General features: G+C 61.4%; 18 protein-coding genes. 11 read left to right on the top strand and 7 right to left on the bottom strand.

Annotated features, from left to right (window positions below; translation table 11 throughout):
• Positions 1 to 15 precede the first annotated feature (15 nt).
• Positions 16 to 507, bottom strand: a complete 492-nt coding sequence (locus FHU41_RS09810) for an FBP domain-containing protein (protein ID WP_179389494.1) — start codon at positions 505 to 507, stop codon at positions 16 to 18.
• Between the two features lie 286 nt (positions 508 to 793).
• On the opposite strand from FHU41_RS09810, the gene FHU41_RS09805 reads away from it, so the two are divergent.
• Both FHU41_RS09805 and FHU41_RS09800 read left to right on the top strand, forming a co-directional pair.
• Complete coding sequence (locus FHU41_RS09805) at positions 794 to 1,915, top strand: alcohol dehydrogenase catalytic domain-containing protein (RefSeq protein ID WP_179389493.1); 1,122 nt, start codon at positions 794 to 796, stop codon at positions 1,913 to 1,915.
• Between the two features lie 125 nt (positions 1,916 to 2,040).
• The gene (locus FHU41_RS09800) at positions 2,041 to 2,496 is read left to right on the top strand and encodes an acyl-CoA thioesterase (protein ID WP_179389492.1); all 456 of its coding nucleotides are present in this window, start codon (positions 2,041 to 2,043) and stop codon (positions 2,494 to 2,496) included.
• Positions 2,497 to 2,526: 30 nt separating this feature from the next.
• Here the strand turns inward: FHU41_RS09800 and FHU41_RS09795 are convergent, their stop codons facing one another.
• The 3 genes from FHU41_RS09795 to FHU41_RS09785 form a co-directional block, all read right to left on the bottom strand.
• Positions 2,527 to 3,372: an SDR family oxidoreductase gene (locus tag FHU41_RS09795; protein ID WP_179389491.1), complete on the bottom strand. Its 846-nt coding sequence runs from the start codon at positions 3,370 to 3,372 to the stop codon at positions 2,527 to 2,529.
• Positions 3,373 to 3,456: 84 nt separating this feature from the next.
• Entirely contained in the window at positions 3,457 to 3,966 is a 510-nt protein-coding gene (locus FHU41_RS09790; RefSeq protein WP_179389490.1) for a TetR/AcrR family transcriptional regulator, read from the bottom strand.
• On the bottom strand, positions 3,963 to 6,008 hold the full coding sequence (locus tag FHU41_RS09785) for an MFS transporter (RefSeq protein WP_179389489.1): 2,046 nt from the start codon (positions 6,006 to 6,008) through the stop codon (positions 3,963 to 3,965). The genes FHU41_RS09790 and FHU41_RS09785 overlap by 4 nt, the downstream gene beginning before the upstream one ends.
• Before the next feature lie 138 nt (positions 6,009 to 6,146).
• On the opposite strand from FHU41_RS09785, the gene FHU41_RS09780 reads away from it, so the two are divergent.
• From FHU41_RS09780 to FHU41_RS09750, 7 genes are all read left to right on the top strand, one after another.
• Positions 6,147 to 6,647: a MarR family winged helix-turn-helix transcriptional regulator gene (locus tag FHU41_RS09780; RefSeq protein WP_179389488.1), complete on the top strand. Its 501-nt coding sequence runs from the start codon at positions 6,147 to 6,149 to the stop codon at positions 6,645 to 6,647.
• A 144-nt stretch (positions 6,648 to 6,791) separates the two neighbouring features.
• Positions 6,792 to 7,817 (top strand): iron-siderophore ABC transporter substrate-binding protein, encoded by a 1,026-nt coding sequence (locus tag FHU41_RS09775; protein WP_179390397.1) that lies wholly within the window; start codon positions 6,792 to 6,794, stop codon positions 7,815 to 7,817.
• A 34-nt stretch (positions 7,818 to 7,851) separates the two neighbouring features.
• On the top strand, positions 7,852 to 8,925 hold the full coding sequence (locus tag FHU41_RS09770) for a FecCD family ABC transporter permease (RefSeq protein ID WP_179389487.1): 1,074 nt from the start codon (positions 7,852 to 7,854) through the stop codon (positions 8,923 to 8,925).
• A complete protein-coding gene (locus FHU41_RS09765) occupies positions 8,922 to 9,977 on the top strand; it encodes a FecCD family ABC transporter permease (RefSeq protein WP_179389486.1) in 1,056 nt (351 codons plus the stop codon). The genes FHU41_RS09770 and FHU41_RS09765 overlap by 4 nt, the downstream gene beginning before the upstream one ends.
• A gap of 47 nt (positions 9,978 to 10,024) precedes the next feature.
• The gene (locus FHU41_RS09760) at positions 10,025 to 10,885 is read left to right on the top strand and encodes an ABC transporter ATP-binding protein (protein WP_179390396.1); all 861 of its coding nucleotides are present in this window, start codon (positions 10,025 to 10,027) and stop codon (positions 10,883 to 10,885) included.
• Entirely contained in the window at positions 10,882 to 11,856 is a 975-nt protein-coding gene (locus FHU41_RS09755; protein WP_179389485.1) for a siderophore-interacting protein, read from the top strand. The genes FHU41_RS09760 and FHU41_RS09755 overlap by 4 nt, the downstream gene beginning before the upstream one ends.
• A gap of 200 nt (positions 11,857 to 12,056) precedes the next feature.
• A complete protein-coding gene (locus tag FHU41_RS09750; protein ID WP_179389484.1) occupies positions 12,057 to 12,998 on the top strand; it encodes a sigma-70 family RNA polymerase sigma factor in 942 nt (313 codons plus the stop codon).
• A 7-nt stretch (positions 12,999 to 13,005) separates the two neighbouring features.
• Here FHU41_RS09750 and FHU41_RS09745 read toward each other — a convergent pair whose 3' ends face one another.
• Genes FHU41_RS09745 through FHU41_RS09735 form a run of 3 tightly spaced genes read right to left on the bottom strand, consistent with a single transcriptional unit; the run spans position 13,006 to position 15,975 of the window.
• A complete protein-coding gene (locus tag FHU41_RS09745) occupies positions 13,006 to 14,052 on the bottom strand; it encodes a zinc-dependent alcohol dehydrogenase family protein (protein WP_179389483.1) in 1,047 nt (348 codons plus the stop codon).
• A gap of 55 nt (positions 14,053 to 14,107) precedes the next feature.
• On the bottom strand, positions 14,108 to 14,503 hold the full coding sequence (locus tag FHU41_RS09740; RefSeq protein WP_179389482.1) for a universal stress protein: 396 nt from the start codon (positions 14,501 to 14,503) through the stop codon (positions 14,108 to 14,110).
• Positions 14,504 to 14,529: 26 nt separating this feature from the next.
• A complete protein-coding gene (locus FHU41_RS09735; protein WP_179389481.1) occupies positions 14,530 to 15,975 on the bottom strand; it encodes an SLC13 family permease in 1,446 nt (481 codons plus the stop codon).
• A 434-nt stretch (positions 15,976 to 16,409) separates the two neighbouring features.
• On the opposite strand from FHU41_RS09735, the gene rpmB reads away from it, so the two are divergent.
• Together rpmB and rpmG are read left to right on the top strand one after the other, a co-directional pair.
• Positions 16,410 to 16,646 carry a 50S ribosomal protein L28 gene (gene rpmB, locus FHU41_RS09730; RefSeq protein WP_009358852.1) on the top strand — a complete coding sequence of 79 codons (237 nt, stop codon included), beginning with the start codon at positions 16,410 to 16,412 and terminating at the stop codon, positions 16,644 to 16,646.
• The gene (rpmG, locus tag FHU41_RS09725) at positions 16,646 to 16,813 is read left to right on the top strand and encodes a 50S ribosomal protein L33 (RefSeq protein ID WP_003798558.1); all 168 of its coding nucleotides are present in this window, start codon (positions 16,646 to 16,648) and stop codon (positions 16,811 to 16,813) included. Before rpmB ends, rpmG begins: the two co-directional genes overlap by 1 nt.
• Positions 16,814 to 16,816: the final 3 nt, after the last annotated feature.

The following is a 16,816-nucleotide window of genomic DNA, read 5'->3' as shown; positions in this document are numbered from 1 at the left end:
CGTTCAGCCCTTCAATCAGCCCTTCACACGGGCGAAGAAGAGCTCAATGCGCTGCTTTAGGCCGCCGATCTGACGGCTGCGGATCGCTTCAGCGTCCAGGTGCGGAGCCTTGCTCGGTGGCACGAACCGGACGTTCCCGGAACACCGGAAATTCGCGCAGATCAAGGTGCCCACGGTGTTGCCATTGCGCCCGGCTGGACCGGACCGCTTAGCCACATAGAGATACACCTCGGTTTCGCAGCGCACGTCCCGGCAGAGATCGCAAAGCACCTTGCGTTGCTTGCCGCTACCGCCATCGGGCGCACGCAGTAATAGCCCGAGCGGTCCGTTTTCGGTGGGGTAGATCAGATAGCTTCGCTGCGGCATTTTGGCATCGCGCCAGCCCAGGTAATCGAGGTTTTCCCAGTCCACGGCGTCGAAATCGGTGGGGAAGGTGACGGCTTTGACCTCGCTGCGGGAGGCATTGACGAAGCTCTGCCGAATCTGGTCAGGCGTTAGTTCTTGCATGTCGAATCCTTAGTTGGAATTTTCACGCGGTACCGGCGGATGCATAAGCCGCGCCCACGCAGGGCACAACGAAAGACCGGTCCGCTCGAGAATGCTCGAGGCGTCGACAGTGGGGAGCGTTACCGGAAGGCTCTCAGCCGCGTGCCGACGCGGAGCGTAGCGCGAAGCAGGCCGTGAGTGGCCGCACCCCGTTCTCTATGGCAGCGATTCGCATGCACATACTCCGTTCCAAAATGGTTGACTTAGACAATATTACATCCGGTTCTTGCCTCAAGGAGGAACGAATATGCGAGCTGCATTGCTACGGGAAGCCGGGGCGCGGGCGCCCTATGCTGTCAGCGGTCCATTGCTTCTAGAGGACCTTCCGGTGCCGGAACCACGAGCCGGGGAGTTGTTGCTGCGCATTGAACGGGCCAGCCTGTGCCACTCCGATCTCTCGGTGGTGAACGGCTCCAGGCCGCGGCCGCTACCAATGGCCTTGGGGCATGAGGCCGCAGGAGTGGTTGAGGCGCTTGGACCCGGGGTGACGGATTTGAGCGTGGGGCAGCGGGTGGTCACCGTCTTCGTACCGATTTGCGGCTCCTGCCGATCCTGCTTAGCCGGACGTCCGGCGCTGTGTCATCGCGGGGCGGAGTCCAACGGCAGTGGGGATTTGCTGCACGGCCCTGCCTTGCTGCGCACCGCTGCGGGCGAACGGGTCAATCACCACCTGGGCGTCTCAGCCTTTGCCGAGTACGCGGTGGTGGCGAGGGAGTCCGTGGTTCCGGTGGATGACGATGTTCCCGCTGAGGTGGCGGCTCTTTTCGGCTGCGCTGCATTGACCGGGATGGGCGCGGTCTTCAACACCGGGGACCTGCAGCCTGGCCAATCGGTGATCGTCTTCGGGATGGGTGCGGTGGGCTTGGCTGCCGTGATGGCGGCGGCCCTGGTGCCGGACACCACGGTGATCGCGATTGATCCGCTGGAATCCAAACAGGAGTTGGCGCTGCGCTGCGGAGCGAACTATGCCGGGGAACCCGCCTCGGCGGCGGCTCTGGTGGCGGAGCACTGTGGAGATGGAGTGGACCTGGCCGTGGAGGCGGTGGGTAGCGCCAGGGTGATGGAGAGTTGCCTGGGTTTGCTCACCCGGGGCGGTGCCCTGGTTTCGGTCGGCTTGCCGCACCCCGATCAGCAACTGACCGTGAAAGCCCTACAATTCGCAGGTGCCGGTAAGCGCCTGCTCGGTTCCTATCTGGGGGACTCGGTTCCGGAGCGTGATGTGCCGCGCTACCTGGCGCTGTGGCGGGAGGGGCGCTTGCCGATCGAATTGCTGCACACCGACACCAAGCCGCTGAGCGAGATCAACGAAAGCCTGGACGCGCTCGCCGCAGGCACCGTGGTGCGCCGACTCTTTGTGCCCGGCGAGTAGGAACTTAGCGTGGAAAAGGGAAGAATCCGCAATCTTGCGCTGGGAATGCCTACTCGGGGTCACATGTGTTCGGTTCAAGGTGGCCTGCTGCGTGGCGTCTCGTTCGAGAGTCGTAGGCTGGAGGCATGAGCCTGAGTCTTCAGATTCCCATGCGTTGGGGCGATATGGACGCCTACGGACATATCAATAACGTTGAGATCGTTCGGATTCTGGAGGAGGCCCGCGTTCACGCCTTTGGCCCGCCCGCCGGGACTGGGCTGCCGGGGGTGGAGGTTGAGCTACCGATCTTCGCCGACCTGCCGGAGGGCATCCAGGCACTTGTGGTGGAGCATCGGATCAAGTACCTGGCTTCGCTGCACTACCGCAATGTGCCCGCGAAAGTGGACGTCTGGATCAGTGCCGTCAAGGGCGCTAGCTTCACCGTGGCTTATGCGATTTTTGATCCGGTAGCCGGTACCAAATGCGTGATTGCCGAAACCACACTGGCCTACTACGACGAACCGGCAGGCCAACTGATTCGGCTGTTACCGGAGAAGAAGCAAATGCTCTCCGCGCTGCTGGGTGAGCCGAACTTCCGCTGAGCCGAATGCTGAGCAGCAAGCGGTCCGAAACTAACTCGCGGTGCGGAGCAAGTCCCGGAGCGAGGTCGGAGCCTGGCCGGTGATTTCCCGCACCGTGTTGGTCACTTCCGCCAGTTCCCCGGTGGCAATAGCAGTGTAAGTGCTCACCCAAGCGTCGAGTTCCCAGCGTTCCGCGTTGAAAACGGCCCGCGAGGCGTAAGCCTCCTCCACGGTCTCGTTCTGGAAGCTGGTTTCCCGTCCGGTGGCTTCGCCAATAATCGTGGAGATTTCAGCGAAGCTCAGAGCCTCCGGGCCGGTGAGATCGTAGACGGTATTCAGATGCTCGGCGGGCTGTAGCAAGATCTTTGCGGCCACCCGTGCGACGTCGGCCCGTGCCACTCCGGCGACCTTACCTTCCCCCGCCGGTCCCCGAATAACCCCCTGCTGATCGGCGAAGACCGAGAGAACATCCAGGTAGAAGTTATCCCGCAGGAAGGTGTACTCCAGGCCCTTGCCCAGAATATGTTGTTCGGTAGCCCAGTGATCCCGAGCCAAAGTGAAAGTTGCTTCCGGGGAGGCGCCAAGGAACGAGGTGTAGACAATCCGCTGCACACCCGCCTCTGCGGCCGCGTTGATGAAGGTGAAGTGCTGCTCCAGCCGATCCGGTGCCTCGGCTGCGGAGACCATGAAGAGCGTTTCGACGCCGGTCAGCGCCTTATGCGCTGCTTCGGCATCCGTGTAGCCACTAAAGCGGTGAACACTCGCCCCAGGGAGCTGATTGACGCCTTGAGGATTGCGGAGCAGCAGCCGCTGGCTGGCACCGGCTTCGCTGAGTAGGGTGGCGACCAAGCCACCGATATGGCCGGTAGCGCCGGTGACGGCGAGCTCGGTGGACATGAATGATGCCTTTCCGCGGGATCCGGCTGCTGATATCACCAGCCTATGCTCAGCCTATGTTGAAACCTCGGGGTAGGACGAGACTTAGTTATCGATGACTTGCTGTAGCAGTGTTCCGTAGCGTTGCACGAGTTCTTCCGCAGGGACCTCGGCGAACAGCCCGAGAGTCCGCATCCCGCTACCAAAGCCGACCAGCAGGGTCATTACCAGCTCAGCTTTCCCCGCCTCCTTGCCCAGCCGATCCCGCAGCGAATTGAGGTACTTATCGTGAATTTCCTCGCGAGCCTTTTCTTTATCCGGGGCGTCGTGGACCCGGATGGCTGCCATCGCCCAGGGTTCTGTTTGACCGGCTTCCCGGCGCTCCACCAGGCGACGGGCCAGGTTGAAGCCCAGCGGCTCGGTGTCGGAAAGCTCCTCGGCAGGGACCACGGGAGTCGCTGCCGCGTACAGTTCCGCCTTGCTGCCCATCGTTTTCATCACCATAGCGGGGGAGTACCCGGAGCGGTGCGCGATCTCCTTGATGGTCACCGCCGTGTAACCCTGCTCGCCGAAGAGTTCGCGCGCTGCGCTCACGATGACTTCGCGTGCGCTCACCGGACCAAGGCCTCGGAAAGCGGTAGATCATCGAAATTCACCACGGAGGACTGTGCGGTCAATAGGATATGCCGGGCAGCCGCTTTTGAGGCGCCCGGAGCCAGCACGCTGAGAATGTACCGACCGGTCTGCGGCAGCGGCATCTCATAACTACCCTGTTCGTCGGTACGAGCCGAGCCGACGAACTCACCACTGGGTTTGGTGAGGGTGATCAGCGCCCCGGGTATCTCGAGGCTATCGGAGCGCACGGTGCCGCTGAGTGCTAGTCGTTCCCGGAGCTGGATGGTGCGTCCTTGATCGGCGACGGAGAAGTCCGCCACCTCGGAGGACGGCGCCCAGCCCTCAGCGCTGGAAACCACCAGATAGCTCCCGGTGCGGGGCAGCACCAGGGTATATTTTCCTTCGTTGTCTGCACGCGACCAGTCAGCCGGTTCGCCTTCCAGATCGAGCACCGTCACCACGGCATTGCGTACGGCCTTGCCAGCGGGCCCAACGATCACACCGCGAACCACGATTTCGTTATCCGCCAATTGCAACTCCGGTTGGGAGGCAACCTTGGGTAGTGCCGCCGTCGTCGCCTTGACCGTCTGGGCACCGGCCGGTGTGACCACCTTGATGGCTCCCGTTGCCGTACTGACGGCCTTGGCCGCCGGGATGAAGACGGCAACCGCGATGGCAGCCAGCGCCGCGATGGAGGCTAGCCAGAATACGGTGGTGAAGGCGTTCAAGGTGGGTAGCGTCAGGCCACCGTGTTGAGCCACGATGCCGGTCAGGATCGCGGCGATGGCCGCGCTCGCGGTCGAGGTTCCAACCGCTCTCAGCAGCGAATTGAGCCCATTGGCCGAGGCGGTTTCGGTGATCGGTACGGCACGCATGATCAGGGTAGGCATCGCGGCATAGGCGATTGCGGTGCCCACGCTGACCGCGGTGGCGCCGAGAATAACCATCCAAACTTCCCCGGTGAGGAATACCCGAGCCACATAGGACAGCGCGAGCACTCCGGCGCCGACGATCAGGGTGGTTTTGGCGCCGAAGCGTTTGGTCAATCCCGCGGAGATGGGGGCGAAGGCCACCATGGCTAAGCCGGAGGGCACCATGCACAGGCCGGCTACCGTGACGGCTAGACCAAAACCGAAGCCACTGATCTCGGGCAGCTGGAGTTGCTGAGTGGTGGCGAGCATATTGGCGTACATCGAAAAGCCAACCAGTAAAGAGGCGAGGTTAGTCAGCAGCACCGGACGCCGAGCCGAGGTGCGCAGATCCACCATCGGCTGGCTGACTCGCAGTTCGTAAGGCACCCAAATGCCCAGGAACACCGCGGTGGTGATGAAGAGCAGAATCACCGGTTCGCTGGTCCAACCCCAGTGACCGCCCTTGGAAATAGCCAGCAGCAGCGCGGTGAGCGCGACGGAAAGCAGCACGGCTCCGAGGTAGTCAAAGCGGCCATGGGTGCGCAGTTCAGATTCCGGCACGATCGCCAGCACGCCGATAATCAGCAAGATGCCGACCACCGTGCTGAGCCAGAAAATTGCCTCCCAGCCGAGGCTTTCGTAGATCAAACCGGAGAGCGGAAGACCCAGGGCGCTTCCGATGCCGAGGGTTGCGCTCATCAGTGCAACGGCGGAAGCCACCCTTTCTTTGGGCAGTTCGTCGCGCAGGATAGAGATGCCCACCGGGATCAGCGAAGCGGCGAGACCTTGGAAAGCCCGTCCAACCACTAGCCATCCAAAGGATTCCCCGACCGCGCAGATCACCGAGCCGATCACCATGGTCACCATGGCAACGATCATCATCCGTCGTTTGCCATACATATCGGCCATTTTGGAAACAATGGGGGTGGCCACCGCGGAGGTCAGCAAAGTGGCGGTGACTAGCCAGGAGACGTCATCCGGGGTGGTGTTCAGGATCTTCGGGAAGTCCGGTAGCAGCGGAACCATCAGGGTTTGTTGCAGCGAAACCACGGTTCCGGCCAGGCAGAGAATGGTGACGATGAGCCAGGTGGGACGCCGGGTTGGACGGCTTTTCACTGAGTGCGCGGGCACAGATATTCCTCAAACTATGGGATTGGTGAACGAGCGTTCACCAACTAGTGAATCATCATTCACTTGCTTTTGGCAACTAATCTGTTCTGTTGTCTTAGTCACCTCAATGGCGGGGCGGTTACGGCGTAGGCTGGTGGGATGAGCGAACCGCGATGGCTATCCGATCAGGAGCGCCGGGCGTGGCTGGCCTTGATTTTTACTTTCGCCACCCTGCCGCATGAATTCGATGTGCCCCTTCAGCGCGCCGCTCAGTTGACCATGTTCGACTACAACGTGCTGGCCATGCTGAGCGAACAGCGCGAGCGCACTTTGCCGATGAGTGAACTGGCCTCCCGTACTAATGCCTCACTTTCCAGGTTGTCCCATGTGGTGCAGAAGCTTGAGCGCCGGGGTTTGGTGAGGCGTGACGCGCACTTCGAGGACGGTAGGGTGACGACGGCGAGGATCACCGATGAGGGGGTGGCGCTGGTGGTTCGGCTCGCTCCCGAACACGTGGAGAACGTTCGATCCCTGGTTTTTGATCAGCTTGAGCCCGAGGAGGTGCAGCAGCTGGATCGCATCACCCGCAAGCTGTTGCGCCGATTGAATCCGGATCAGTGGATTTTCCAGCAGGATGCCGTGGACTTCAAGGAAAAGTAACTTTTCACACAACGGGGTGAAAATCTGGCAAATAGGTCACATTTTTGTTTCCTAATCCGAAGCTGTTGCGATAGCCTTACTTAGGTTTGCATTACCTAATAAAGGATCCTCGTGAAACTCTCTCGCCCCCTCCGGCTCGGTGGCATGATCGCCGTCGCCGCCGTCGCCCTTCTGCTCAGCTCCTGTTCTACCGGCTCGGTCGCCTCGGGAGATCAAAGCACCAGCGCGAGCGCCGCGAGTGATCAATTCCCGGTCACGCTCAAAAGCGTCTTCGGCGAGACCACGATCAAAACCCAGCCGCAGCGAGTTGCTACCGTCTCTTGGGTCAATGACGACGTTGCCCTGGCACTGGGCGTGGTTCCGGTGGGGATGCCAAAGGTTGAGTGGGGTGGCGACGATAAGGGCCTGACCCCGTGGAAGAGTGACGCACTCAGCAAGCTTGGCGCTTCGCTCGGCACCGCGAAGGCTCCCGCGCTCTACTCCGAGGCGGATGGGATCAACTTCACCGAGGTTGCCAAGACCACCCCGGATGTCATTTTGGCCGCCTACTCCGGGTTGAGTAAAGAAGACTACGACAAGCTTTCCAAGATTGCCCCCGTGGTCGCTTACCAGGGTGAGCCCTATGGCACCTCCTGGCAGGATTCCACCACGCTGATTGGTCAAGCCCTCGGCAAGAGCAGCCAGGCGAAGGAGCTAATAGCCTCCACCGATCAGAGCATTAAGGACGAAGCCGCGAAATACCCGCAGCTCGCCGGGAAGACCTTCATCTCCGGCAATCTTGAGCCGGGTAAAGCAGATGGTGTGAATATCTACACCCCGCTGGATAACCGACCCAAATTCCTCAGCAGCCTGGGTATGAAGCTCGCGCCGGTAGTGGAGACGGCGAGCAAGGGTTCCACCGCCTTCTACCTGCCCTGGTCGCTGGAAAAGGCGAATGAGCTGAGCTCCGATATTTTCGTCAGTTGGGTGCCCGATGCCGGTTCTAAGGACGCGATCATTAAGGATCCGCTGCTTGGACAGGTGCCCGCAATCAAGAAGGGTGCCCTGGTGGCGGACCCGGATAAGACGCTCAATCTCTCCATTTCCGCAGCCTCTCCCCTGAGCCTGGTCTGGGGCCTGGACAGGTTCGTTCCGCAGCTAGCTGCCGCGGTTGACGCCAGCAGCAACTAAGACCTGAACCGAGAGTAACGAGCAGATCCCAGCCATGACAGAGACGATTGCCGGCCGTGCAGCCCCCGCCGAGCCAGCCGAAGTCGCTAACTCCGCTCCGGCATGGCGGCCGTTAGCGCGCAGAGCCGTCGTACTGCTGGTGCTCGCTGCTGTGTTGCTGCTGGTGGTGCTCGCCTCGGTGGCGATTGGTGCCAGGCTGCTCCCCTTATCCACCGTCTGGGAGGCGCTGAGCCATCTGACCCAGAGCGACGGTGGCGACTGGGACGTGGTGCACTCTCGGATCCCGCGTACCGTAGCAGCCTTGCTAGCCGGTGCTTGCCTTGGCCTGGCAGGCACCGGAATGCAGGGCGTGGCCCGTAATCCGCTGGCCGATCCTGGCTTGCTAGGAGTGAATGCCGGTGCCGCCCTGGCGGTTATTGTCGCGGTGGTCTTCTTTGGTGCCAGTACGGTGAGTGGCTACATTTGGTTCGCTTTTCTGGGCGCCGCACTGGCCGCCGTCGTGGTTTACGCGGTGGCCAGCCTGGGCAGGGAAGGCGCGACGCCGGTCAAGCTGGCTCTCGCGGGGGCCGCGCTGACCGCCGGGCTGACGTCACTACTGAACGCCCTGTTGATCACCAACCAGGACGCCCTGACTTCCTTCCGGAACTGGCAGGTTGGTTCGCTTGCGGGCCGAGACTGGGACCAGGTGCTCTCGGTGCTGCCCTTTATGGTGCTTGGCATGGTGATCCTGTTGGGCACCGGTCGGGTACTCAACGGTCTAGCGCTCGGCGACGATTTGGCACGTGGCCTGGGCCAGAACCCGGCGCTCGGGCGGGCGCTGGCCGGCTTCGGCGTGGTTTTGCTCTGCGGCTCGGCAACGGCGCTGGTCGGCCCGATTGGGTTCATCGGCTTGATCGTGCCGCATCTGTTGCGCGCGCTGATCGGTACCGACTACAGGTGGTTGCTGCCCTACTCGGTGCTGACCGCGCCGATTGTGCTCCTGGCGGCCGACGTTGTGGGCCGGGTGGTGCTGCTACCGGGCGAAGTTCCGGCCGGGATCATCTCGGTGCTGATCGGTGCCCCGGTGTTCATCTACCTGGTCCGCAACCGTCGAGCGGTGACGCTATGAGCAGCGATGTGATGGGTGGCGTGGCCATCCGTGCCGTTGAGCTGCTCCGGTCCCAGCGCAGGAAGGGCAAACGCAGAGCCGGGCTGATCTGCGCTGCCCTGGGGATCTTGACGATCGGCTTGCTTGCCGTCGATATCCTGCTCGGCAGTTTCACCGTGACGATTCCGGACTTTTTCGCCATGCTCTTCGGCAAGACCATCCCGGGCGCAAGCTTCATCGTGATGGAGAATAAGTTCCCACGCGCGCTACTCGCGCTGCTGGTTGGTGCTGCCTTCGGAGTCTCGGGCAGCATTTTTCAGACCTTACTACGCAACCCGCTAGCCAGTCCGGACATTATTGGTATCTCCTCCGGTGCCAGCGCGAGTGCCGTGGCCGCCATCGTGTTCTTTGCCGCCGGTGGTGTGACTGTGTCCCTAATCGCGATTGTTGGTGCGGTTCTGATTGCACTGCTGGTGGTGCTGCTGGCAGGGAAGAATTCCGGTGGTCGGCTGATCTTGATCGGCCTGGGGGTGGCCGCCATGATGAACGCCTTTGTCACCTTTGTGATGCAAAGGGCCGAGGTCAACCGGGCTCAGGACGCCATGGTCTGGTTGATGGGTTCCCTCAACTCAGCCAATTGGGAGCGGGTGGGGGCCCTGGCGCTGGGCTTTGCCGTGCTGTTGCCCTTCGTGCTGCTACTCGCCTCCCGCCTGAGTGCCCTGCAATTGGGCGAGGACGCTGCTTCCGGTCTGGGCATTCGCGTTGGACGCACCCGGATCTGGCTGATCGTAGTGGGCGTGACCCTGGCCGCCCTCGCCACGGCGGCGGCTGGGCCGGTAGCCTTTGTGGCGTTCCTCTCCGGGCCAATCGCCCGCAGACTACTTGGTGGCAGGGTCTCGCTGCTGGCCTCAGCTTTGGTCGGAGCCTCGATTGTGCTGGCCGCGGACTATATTGCTGCTTATCTCATTCCCGGCGGGATTGCCCTGCCGGTCGGCGTGGTCACCGGCGCAATGGGCGCGCCATTTTTACTCTGGCTGCTAATCAGCAGCAATCGTCAAGGAAACGGTGCTTAGTGATGATCAAAAGGGCGACTGATGCGAGTCGGAAGAGCGTTGAGGCGATGCCGAGCCTGGGTGCGGAAAACGTGTCCCTGGGCTACGCCGAACGGACCGTGGTTCAAGACCTCACGGTATCGCTGCCGGCTGGCCAGGTAACCATGATCGTGGGGGCAAATGCCTGCGGGAAGTCCACCCTGCTGCGCGGCCTTTCCCGCTTACTCAAGCCCAGTAGGGGATCGGTGTTGCTGGATGGTCAGGACATTCATCAGTTGCCCGCGAAGCGATTAGCTCAACAATTGGGGCTGCTGCCGCAGTCACCCACCGCCCCGGATGGCATCACCGTTGCCGAACTAGTGGGCCGTGGCAGATATCCGCATCAGGGTTGGTTCCGAAAATGGAGCCAGCAAGACGACGAAGCGGTGGCGGATGCGCTCCGGCTCACCGAAACGCTCGAGCTGGCCGAGCGAGAACTGGACGAGCTTTCCGGCGGTCAGCGGCAGCGAGTGTGGATCGCGATGGCCCTAGCACAGCAGACTCCCTTGCTGCTGCTCGATGAACCCACCACCTACCTCGATATGGCGCACCAAGTGGAAGTGTTGGACCTGGTCACCGAACTGAACCGCAGCCGAGGCACCACGGTGGCCATTGTGCTGCACGAACTCAACCTGGCTGCCCGTTACGGGGACCACCTGATAGCCATGAAAGAGGGCCGCATCGTGGCTCAGGGCACCCCCGCCGAGATCCTAGATGCCCAACTGGTGCGGGAGGTCTTTGGCCTCGAATCGGTCATTCTGCCGGACCCCGTGACGGGAGCGCCAATGGTGATTCCACAGGGCCGCCAGCACTCCAAAACTCTGGGTTCAACGCCGGATAGCCCAGCCATTCTCGATAAAGCGCAACGCCTGGAAGGAGCAGATGCATGAGTGCCGAAACAACTCTCGTCGGTCCGGAGGTCAAAGCTCTTCTTGCTTTCGAGGTGGAGGTAACCAAGGTGCAATCCTTGAGCCCGCACTTCAAAAGGGTCACTTTCACCGCCGATCAATTGCGACATTTCGGGGCCGATGAGCAAGGCCGAACCCTTGACCTACGAATCAAAGTGATGATCCCTTCGGCCGGGCATCCCCTGCCGGATTTCGCCGCTCTGATGGAGCTGCCGGATTCGAGCTGGTATCAGAGCTGGCTTCGAATGGACCCGGAAAGTCGTGGCTTCATGCGGACTTATACGGTGCGCAGCGCACGAACCGAGCAAGGCGAGATCGATGTGGACTTTGTACTGCACCCGGCCGCCGAGGACGGCGTAGCCGGTCCGGCGGGGAGCTGGGCCGAGCGGGTCGAGGTGGGGGAGCGGGTGGTATTGATTGGGCCGAATTCGCAGGCTGGTCCCTGCCTAGGGATTGAGTTCAAACCGGGACTCTCGCGCCGCTTACTTTTGGTGGGCGATGAAACCGCGGTCCCAGCTATCGCTGCCATTCTGGAGAGCCTGGAGCCGGATATGCAGGGCGAGGTGATTTTGGAGGTGCCGGAAGCGGCAGATTTTCAGGATTTAGCCGCTCCTTCCGGAGTGAAGATCCAATGGGTGGCGCGGGCTAGTGCCGATTCCTGCCGTGGTCGGATACACGGTGAGCTGCTTGACGCTGCGGTGCGGGCCGCCGTCGCGCCTGGTTCTGCCGTGCCGCCGGTTGAACTGGAGGAGGTGAATGTCGATGAGGAGATCCTGTGGGAGACCCCCGACGATTTTGGCTTTGAGCCAAGTGGGCAGCTTTACGCCTGGATTGCCGGGGAAGCTGCGGTGATTCGCGAACTGCGGCGCTACCTGGTGCGTGAGGTGGGAATGGACCGTCGCCAGGTGGCATTTATGGGCTATTGGCGGCAGGGAAAAGCCGAAGGCGCCTGAGTTTTGCATTGACTCAAGCACGCTTATTCTCATTGCGTTCGCAGGACAACAACTGTTGTCTAGCCAAGCGCCTCGCCAAGCCTCATACTAGGTAGCAACGCAGTATTGGGGACTGTTGAGGGGCGCTTCGGAAGGGGAAATTCGAGGCTATTGGGTTGCGGCGCCCGTCCTTTACAGCGAGTAAGTAGGGGGGAGGGCGAATGCCATCCGTTGCAGATGTCGTGGTACCGGGGGAGAAATATTTAGCGGGCGACGCACAGCTCGCCGGTTATGTCCGCGAAGGGGACAAGATCGCCTTCGAAGTGCTTTACCGGAGACATCGTGGGATCGCCCTGGCTATTGCCCGTAGGAGCCTTGATCTGGATGCCGATGCCGAAGACGTTGTCGCCGAGGCCTTCACCTATTTGTTCTCCAAATTGGAAGCCGGGAAGGGACCAGATAGCTCCTTCAGGAGTTATCTGCTGACCGCGGTCCGCAGGATTGCGCATGAGTGCAACCGAGCCTCCGCAAAGGTCCAAGCAACCGACGAGGAGCGTTTTCCCGAGGGGGAGTTCAGCGACCCCGATCTGATTCTGGAAGCCTTTGAATCCGCAGCCGTCGCCAAGGCCTTTATGGCGCTTCCGCCCCGCTGGCGAGCCGTACTTTGGTACCTCGATGTGGAGGGTAAGCGGACCAGTGAGGCTGCCAAGCTGCTTGGAATTTCCGATGGTGCCGTCTCCGCCATGGCGGGTAGGGCCCGGGATAGCCTGCGTAGCAATTACTTCCAACAGCACGTCAGTAAAAACGTTCCTCAGCATTGCAGCAGATACGCAGGACGGCTGGGGCGCTATGTTAATAAGACCTTGACTCGATCCGCCCAGCAGAGCGTCGAGAGACACCTGATGTCCTGTGCGAAATGTACCGTGTTACTGCTTGACTTGCGCGATGTCACCGGACGGTTTAGCTCGGTGGCGTTACTACCGGCAGGCATCAGCCTGGGCTTCTTCCTGTGTTCCATGCTATTCCGAGCCTTCGGCCGGATCGTTCGCTCGGTGATGCGCAGCGCCCGACTGGTGACTCAGCTCGGTGGGGGAGCTAAGACGGCGGCCGCAGCGGCAGCCTCCACGCTGCTGCTCAGCTGCCTCTTGGTAACGGTTCGCTAGGCGCGGATCAGGGCCGTAAGAGCACCTTGATCGCGCGGCGCTCATCCATCGCCCGATAAGCCTCCGCGGCCTCCGTAATGGGCAATTCGAGATCGAAGACCCGGCCGGGGCGCAAACTGCCGTCCAGTACCTCGGGTAGCAATTCCGGGATGTAGCTATGTGCCGGAGCAATACCGCCCGCGACGTGAATATTAGTCTCGAAAAGGTAGCGCAAGGGGAGTTCGGGACCGCCGGCGGGTACCCCAACATAACCCAGATGCCCGCCGGGCCGCAGTACATGTAGGGCTTGGTCCATGGATTCCTTGGTGCCCACGCATTCCAGCGCGCAGTCAGCCAGGCCCCCTAGGAGCTCCTTAATTTTGGCGATGCCTTCCTCGCCGCGTTCCGCCACGACGTCGGTGGCTCCAAACTCGACGGCCAGCTTCTGCCGGTCTTCGTGCCGGGACATAATCACGATCCGTTCCGCACCCAAGCGCGCGGCGGCCAGCACTCCGGAAAGTCCGACGGCGCCGTCGCCCACCACTACGACCGTTTTGCCGGGTCCGACCTCGGCGGAGATCGCGGCATGATGGCCGGTACACATCACGTCGGCCAAGGTGAGCAGGTCCGGGATGCGATCTTCGGAAGGCAGCTCCGGCGTCGCGATCAAGGTGCCATCCGCATACGGCATCCTGATGAACTGTCCTTGGGCGCCGTCCACCGGCAAACCGAAGCCATCGGTACCGCCAAAGCCGGTGCCATGTTCACAAGCTTGGGTCCAGCCATTGCGGCAATTTACGCAGCTACCGTCACTGATCGAGAAGGGTGAGATCACGAAGTCACCGGCTTTGACCGTGCGGACCTCGGCCCCAACTTCCTCAACAATCCCCACCATTTCGTGGCCGATTGGATGCGGTTCCTTGGTGGGCCGTGCGCCACGATAAGGCCAGAGATCAGATCCGCAGACGCAGGCCGCGACCACTCGGACCACGGCATCGGAGGGATGCAGGATCTTGGGCTGCGGCCGCTCCTCAACCCGAATGTCTCCCGGGGCGTAAATCATCGTGGCCAGCATGGCGCTCCTCCTGCTCAGTTCTCTGTCGCGGATCCGAAAGGGTCCGCTGGACATGCTACCCCTGGTTGCGTCCGCGCACGGTCAGCACCGGGCAATCGGCCTCCAGGATGATCTGCTGGGCCATTGAGCCAAGGAAGAGTTTCATCACGGGGGAGCGCTTGCGGGTAGCCAGCACAATCAGCTCGGCCGAATGCTCGGCGGCGAGTTCCAGCACCTGCTCGGCGCTATTGTCCTGCGCAGGGACTAGTTCGAACTCCAAGCCAGCGGCCTCAAGCTCCTTTGCGATCTGCTCAAAAGCCTCCGGGGATGAGTACACCGGGGTGGCGCTCGCGTCGCCTTGGGCGCTCACTGCGAGCACCCGCGCTCCCCGCCACAGGGCTTGCTGGGCCGCTTCCCGGATGGCTCCGGAGCCGTCGTCGCCCCTCAAATGGGCCAAGATGATGGTGGGCATCGGGTTGTCCTTTCGGGTTATTCGGCTCAGCGGCCGAAGGGAATGGTGCCGACAAGCACGCCGACGGCGAGCATCACCAGGGAGATCACGAGCGCCCGCCAGAGCACCTTCTTGTGATGATCGCCCAGGTCCACATTGGCGAGCGAAACCAACAGCAGAATGGCCGGCACTAGGGGGCTCTGCAGGTGCACAGGCTGGCCGGTAATCGAGGCACGGGCCATTTCCACCGGCTGGATGCCGTAGTTCTCTGCGGTCTTGCTCAGTACCGGGAGGATGCCGAAGTAGAAGGCATCGTTACTCATGAAGAAGGTTGCCGGAATACTGATCAAACCGCAGAGTACCGCAGTGAAGGGGCCCATTGACGGCGGGATGATGTTCACCAGCCATTGCGACATGGCGTCCACCATGCCGGTGCCACTCAGCACGCCGGTCAGCACACCGGCTGCCATCACCATGGCGACGACGGCGACTACCGAAGGTGCGTGTGCGATCAGTTGTTTAGCCTGGTCATGCACCTTCGGGAAGTTGACCAGCAGGGCGATGGCGCTGCCGAGCATGAAGACGTACGGCAAAGGAATCAGGTTGAGAACCAGCATCACCATGATGACGATGGTGAGCCCCAGGTTGAACCAGACCAACTTGGGTCGCAAGGTGCTCCGCTCCGGGTCCAGTACGGTATCCGCCATCGCGGAATCGGCCGGATCAGCCTTCAGCTTGACCAGTTGGCCGGCGCTGCCGAGGGCCTTGCCCAAGCCGCCACCCAGCGGTCCGCCGTTCCCGAAGGTCTTGCCGGAGGATGCGATCGTGTGTCCTGCGCCGGGGGCCCAGGCGATCGGATCGAGGGCGCGAAGTCGCCTGCGCTCACCCAGACCGAGCATCCAGGCGAAGCCGAAGGCAACCAAGATGCCGACCGCAAGTGAGGGCAGCATGGGGACGAAAATATCGGTGGCCGAGACGTTCAGAGCGGTTGCGGCTCGAATCGTGGGACCGCCCCAGGGGACGATATTGAGGGTGCCGTTCGCCAGACCGGCCACGCAGGTGAGCACAACTGGTGAGATGCCTAGCCTGAGATATACCGGGAGCATAGCGGCGGTGGTGACAATGAAGGTAGTGGAGCCGTCGCCGTCGAGAGATACCGCGGCGGCCAGGATCGCGGTGCCCAGCACTACCTTCGCGGGATCATTGCCGAGCACCTTGAGAATGAGACGGACCAGCGGGTCGAAGAGGCCGACGTCGATCATCACACCGAAGTAGATGATCGCGAACATCAGCAGAGCGGCGGTGGAAGCGAGGCTGCCCACCGATTTCATCACCATATCGCCGAGGTTGTGGTCAGGGCTCCAGAGGGTGCCGCCGGCAATCAAGCCGAAAATGGTGGGGACCAGGATTAACGCCAGGACCGGCGTCATTCGTTTGGTCATGATCAGCACCATGAAGACCGCGATCATCAAAAAGCCGAGAACTACCAGCACGTTTTCTCCCCTTGCGTCCGACGCCGTCGTCTGAAGTCTTTTGGTGACCTAGCGGCCAACCTTCCAAGACACTAATACATGGCGTAGATCACATTGCGCTTGAGAACATAAAACTAAGATCTGCTCGTTCTTCGGGTTTTGCGCATTATGCTCAAGAGGTTTGCAGGGGGTGGCTGTTTCGGGCTTCGCGGGGTGGCTGGGGTTAATTCGCTTTAATCGTCGCGCTGCCGGTAAACTTATCAGGCGCTAAGTGGCGTGGAATTCGGGCAATTGCTCCGGTAGTCGAAAACTCGGCAGCCGGTAGTTAGGGGCTCACGTTGCACGGACCCTCAGCTGGCCGAATCTGGAAGTGCTTTCGCACCTGTTGATCATCATTTTCCGAGATGGCTGGACGCTGCTTTGCGGACAAATATACACATCAATGGAGGCAAATCATGGCAGCACATTGCCAGGTGACTGGAGCTGAGCCGGGCTTCGGGCATAGCATTTCGCACTCGCACCGCCGCAATAAGCGTCGGTTCGACCCGAATATTCAGAAGAAGCGTTACTGGGTTCCGTCCTTGCGTCGCAACGTGACGCTGCAGGTATCCGCACGCGGTATCAAGACCATCGACGTTCGCGGCATTGACGCGGTTGTCGCCGAGATTCTCGCTCGTGGGGTGAAGCTCTAATGGCTAAAGACAAGGACGTACGTCCGATCATCAAGCTCAAGAGCACCGCGGGCACCGGGTACACCTACGTGACCCGCAAGAATCGTCGTAACGACCCAGACCGTTTGGTTCTGAAGAAGTACGATCCCAAGATCCGCCAGCACGTCGAATTCCGAGAGGAGCGCTAAGAG

Origin of the sequence: Psychromicrobium silvestre (genome assembly GCF_013408295.1) — a bacterium.
GTDB classification, from domain to species: Bacteria; Actinomycetota; Actinomycetes; order Actinomycetales; family Micrococcaceae; genus Renibacterium; species Renibacterium silvestre.
The sequence above is the reverse complement of the archived record's forward strand: the minus strand, read 5'-3'. Positions and strand labels throughout refer to the sequence as shown.

What these genes read in the sequence shown, in the direction of transcription:
- FHU41_RS09810 (WP_179389494.1), bottom strand. Translation starts at nt 507, where the DNA reads ATGCAAGAACTAACGCCTGACCAGATTCGGCAGAGCTTCGTCAATGCC.
- FHU41_RS09805 (WP_179389493.1), top strand. Translation starts at nt 794, where the DNA reads ATGCGAGCTGCATTGCTACGGGAAGCCGGGGCGCGGGCGCCCTATGCT.
- FHU41_RS09800 (WP_179389492.1), top strand. Translation starts at nt 2,041, where the DNA reads ATGAGCCTGAGTCTTCAGATTCCCATGCGTTGGGGCGATATGGACGCC.
- FHU41_RS09795 (WP_179389491.1), bottom strand. Translation starts at nt 3,372, where the DNA reads ATGTCCACCGAGCTCGCCGTCACCGGCGCTACCGGCCATATCGGTGGC.
- FHU41_RS09780 (WP_179389488.1), top strand. Translation starts at nt 6,147, where the DNA reads ATGAGCGAACCGCGATGGCTATCCGATCAGGAGCGCCGGGCGTGGCTG.
- FHU41_RS09775 (WP_179390397.1), top strand. Translation starts at nt 6,792, where the DNA reads ATGATCGCCGTCGCCGCCGTCGCCCTTCTGCTCAGCTCCTGTTCTACC.
- FHU41_RS09770 (WP_179389487.1), top strand. Translation starts at nt 7,852, where the DNA reads ATGACAGAGACGATTGCCGGCCGTGCAGCCCCCGCCGAGCCAGCCGAA.
- FHU41_RS09765 (WP_179389486.1), top strand. Translation starts at nt 8,922, where the DNA reads ATGAGCAGCGATGTGATGGGTGGCGTGGCCATCCGTGCCGTTGAGCTG.
- FHU41_RS09760 (WP_179390396.1), top strand. Translation starts at nt 10,025, where the DNA reads ATGCCGAGCCTGGGTGCGGAAAACGTGTCCCTGGGCTACGCCGAACGG.
- FHU41_RS09755 (WP_179389485.1), top strand. Translation starts at nt 10,882, where the DNA reads ATGAGTGCCGAAACAACTCTCGTCGGTCCGGAGGTCAAAGCTCTTCTT.
- FHU41_RS09750 (WP_179389484.1), top strand. Translation starts at nt 12,057, where the DNA reads ATGCCATCCGTTGCAGATGTCGTGGTACCGGGGGAGAAATATTTAGCG.
- FHU41_RS09745 (WP_179389483.1), bottom strand. Translation starts at nt 14,052, where the DNA reads ATGCTGGCCACGATGATTTACGCCCCGGGAGACATTCGGGTTGAGGAG.
- FHU41_RS09740 (WP_179389482.1), bottom strand. Translation starts at nt 14,503, where the DNA reads ATGCCCACCATCATCTTGGCCCATTTGAGGGGCGACGACGGCTCCGGA.
- rpmB (WP_009358852.1), top strand. Translation starts at nt 16,410, where the DNA reads ATGGCAGCACATTGCCAGGTGACTGGAGCTGAGCCGGGCTTCGGGCAT.
- rpmG (WP_003798558.1), top strand. Translation starts at nt 16,646, where the DNA reads ATGGCTAAAGACAAGGACGTACGTCCGATCATCAAGCTCAAGAGCACC.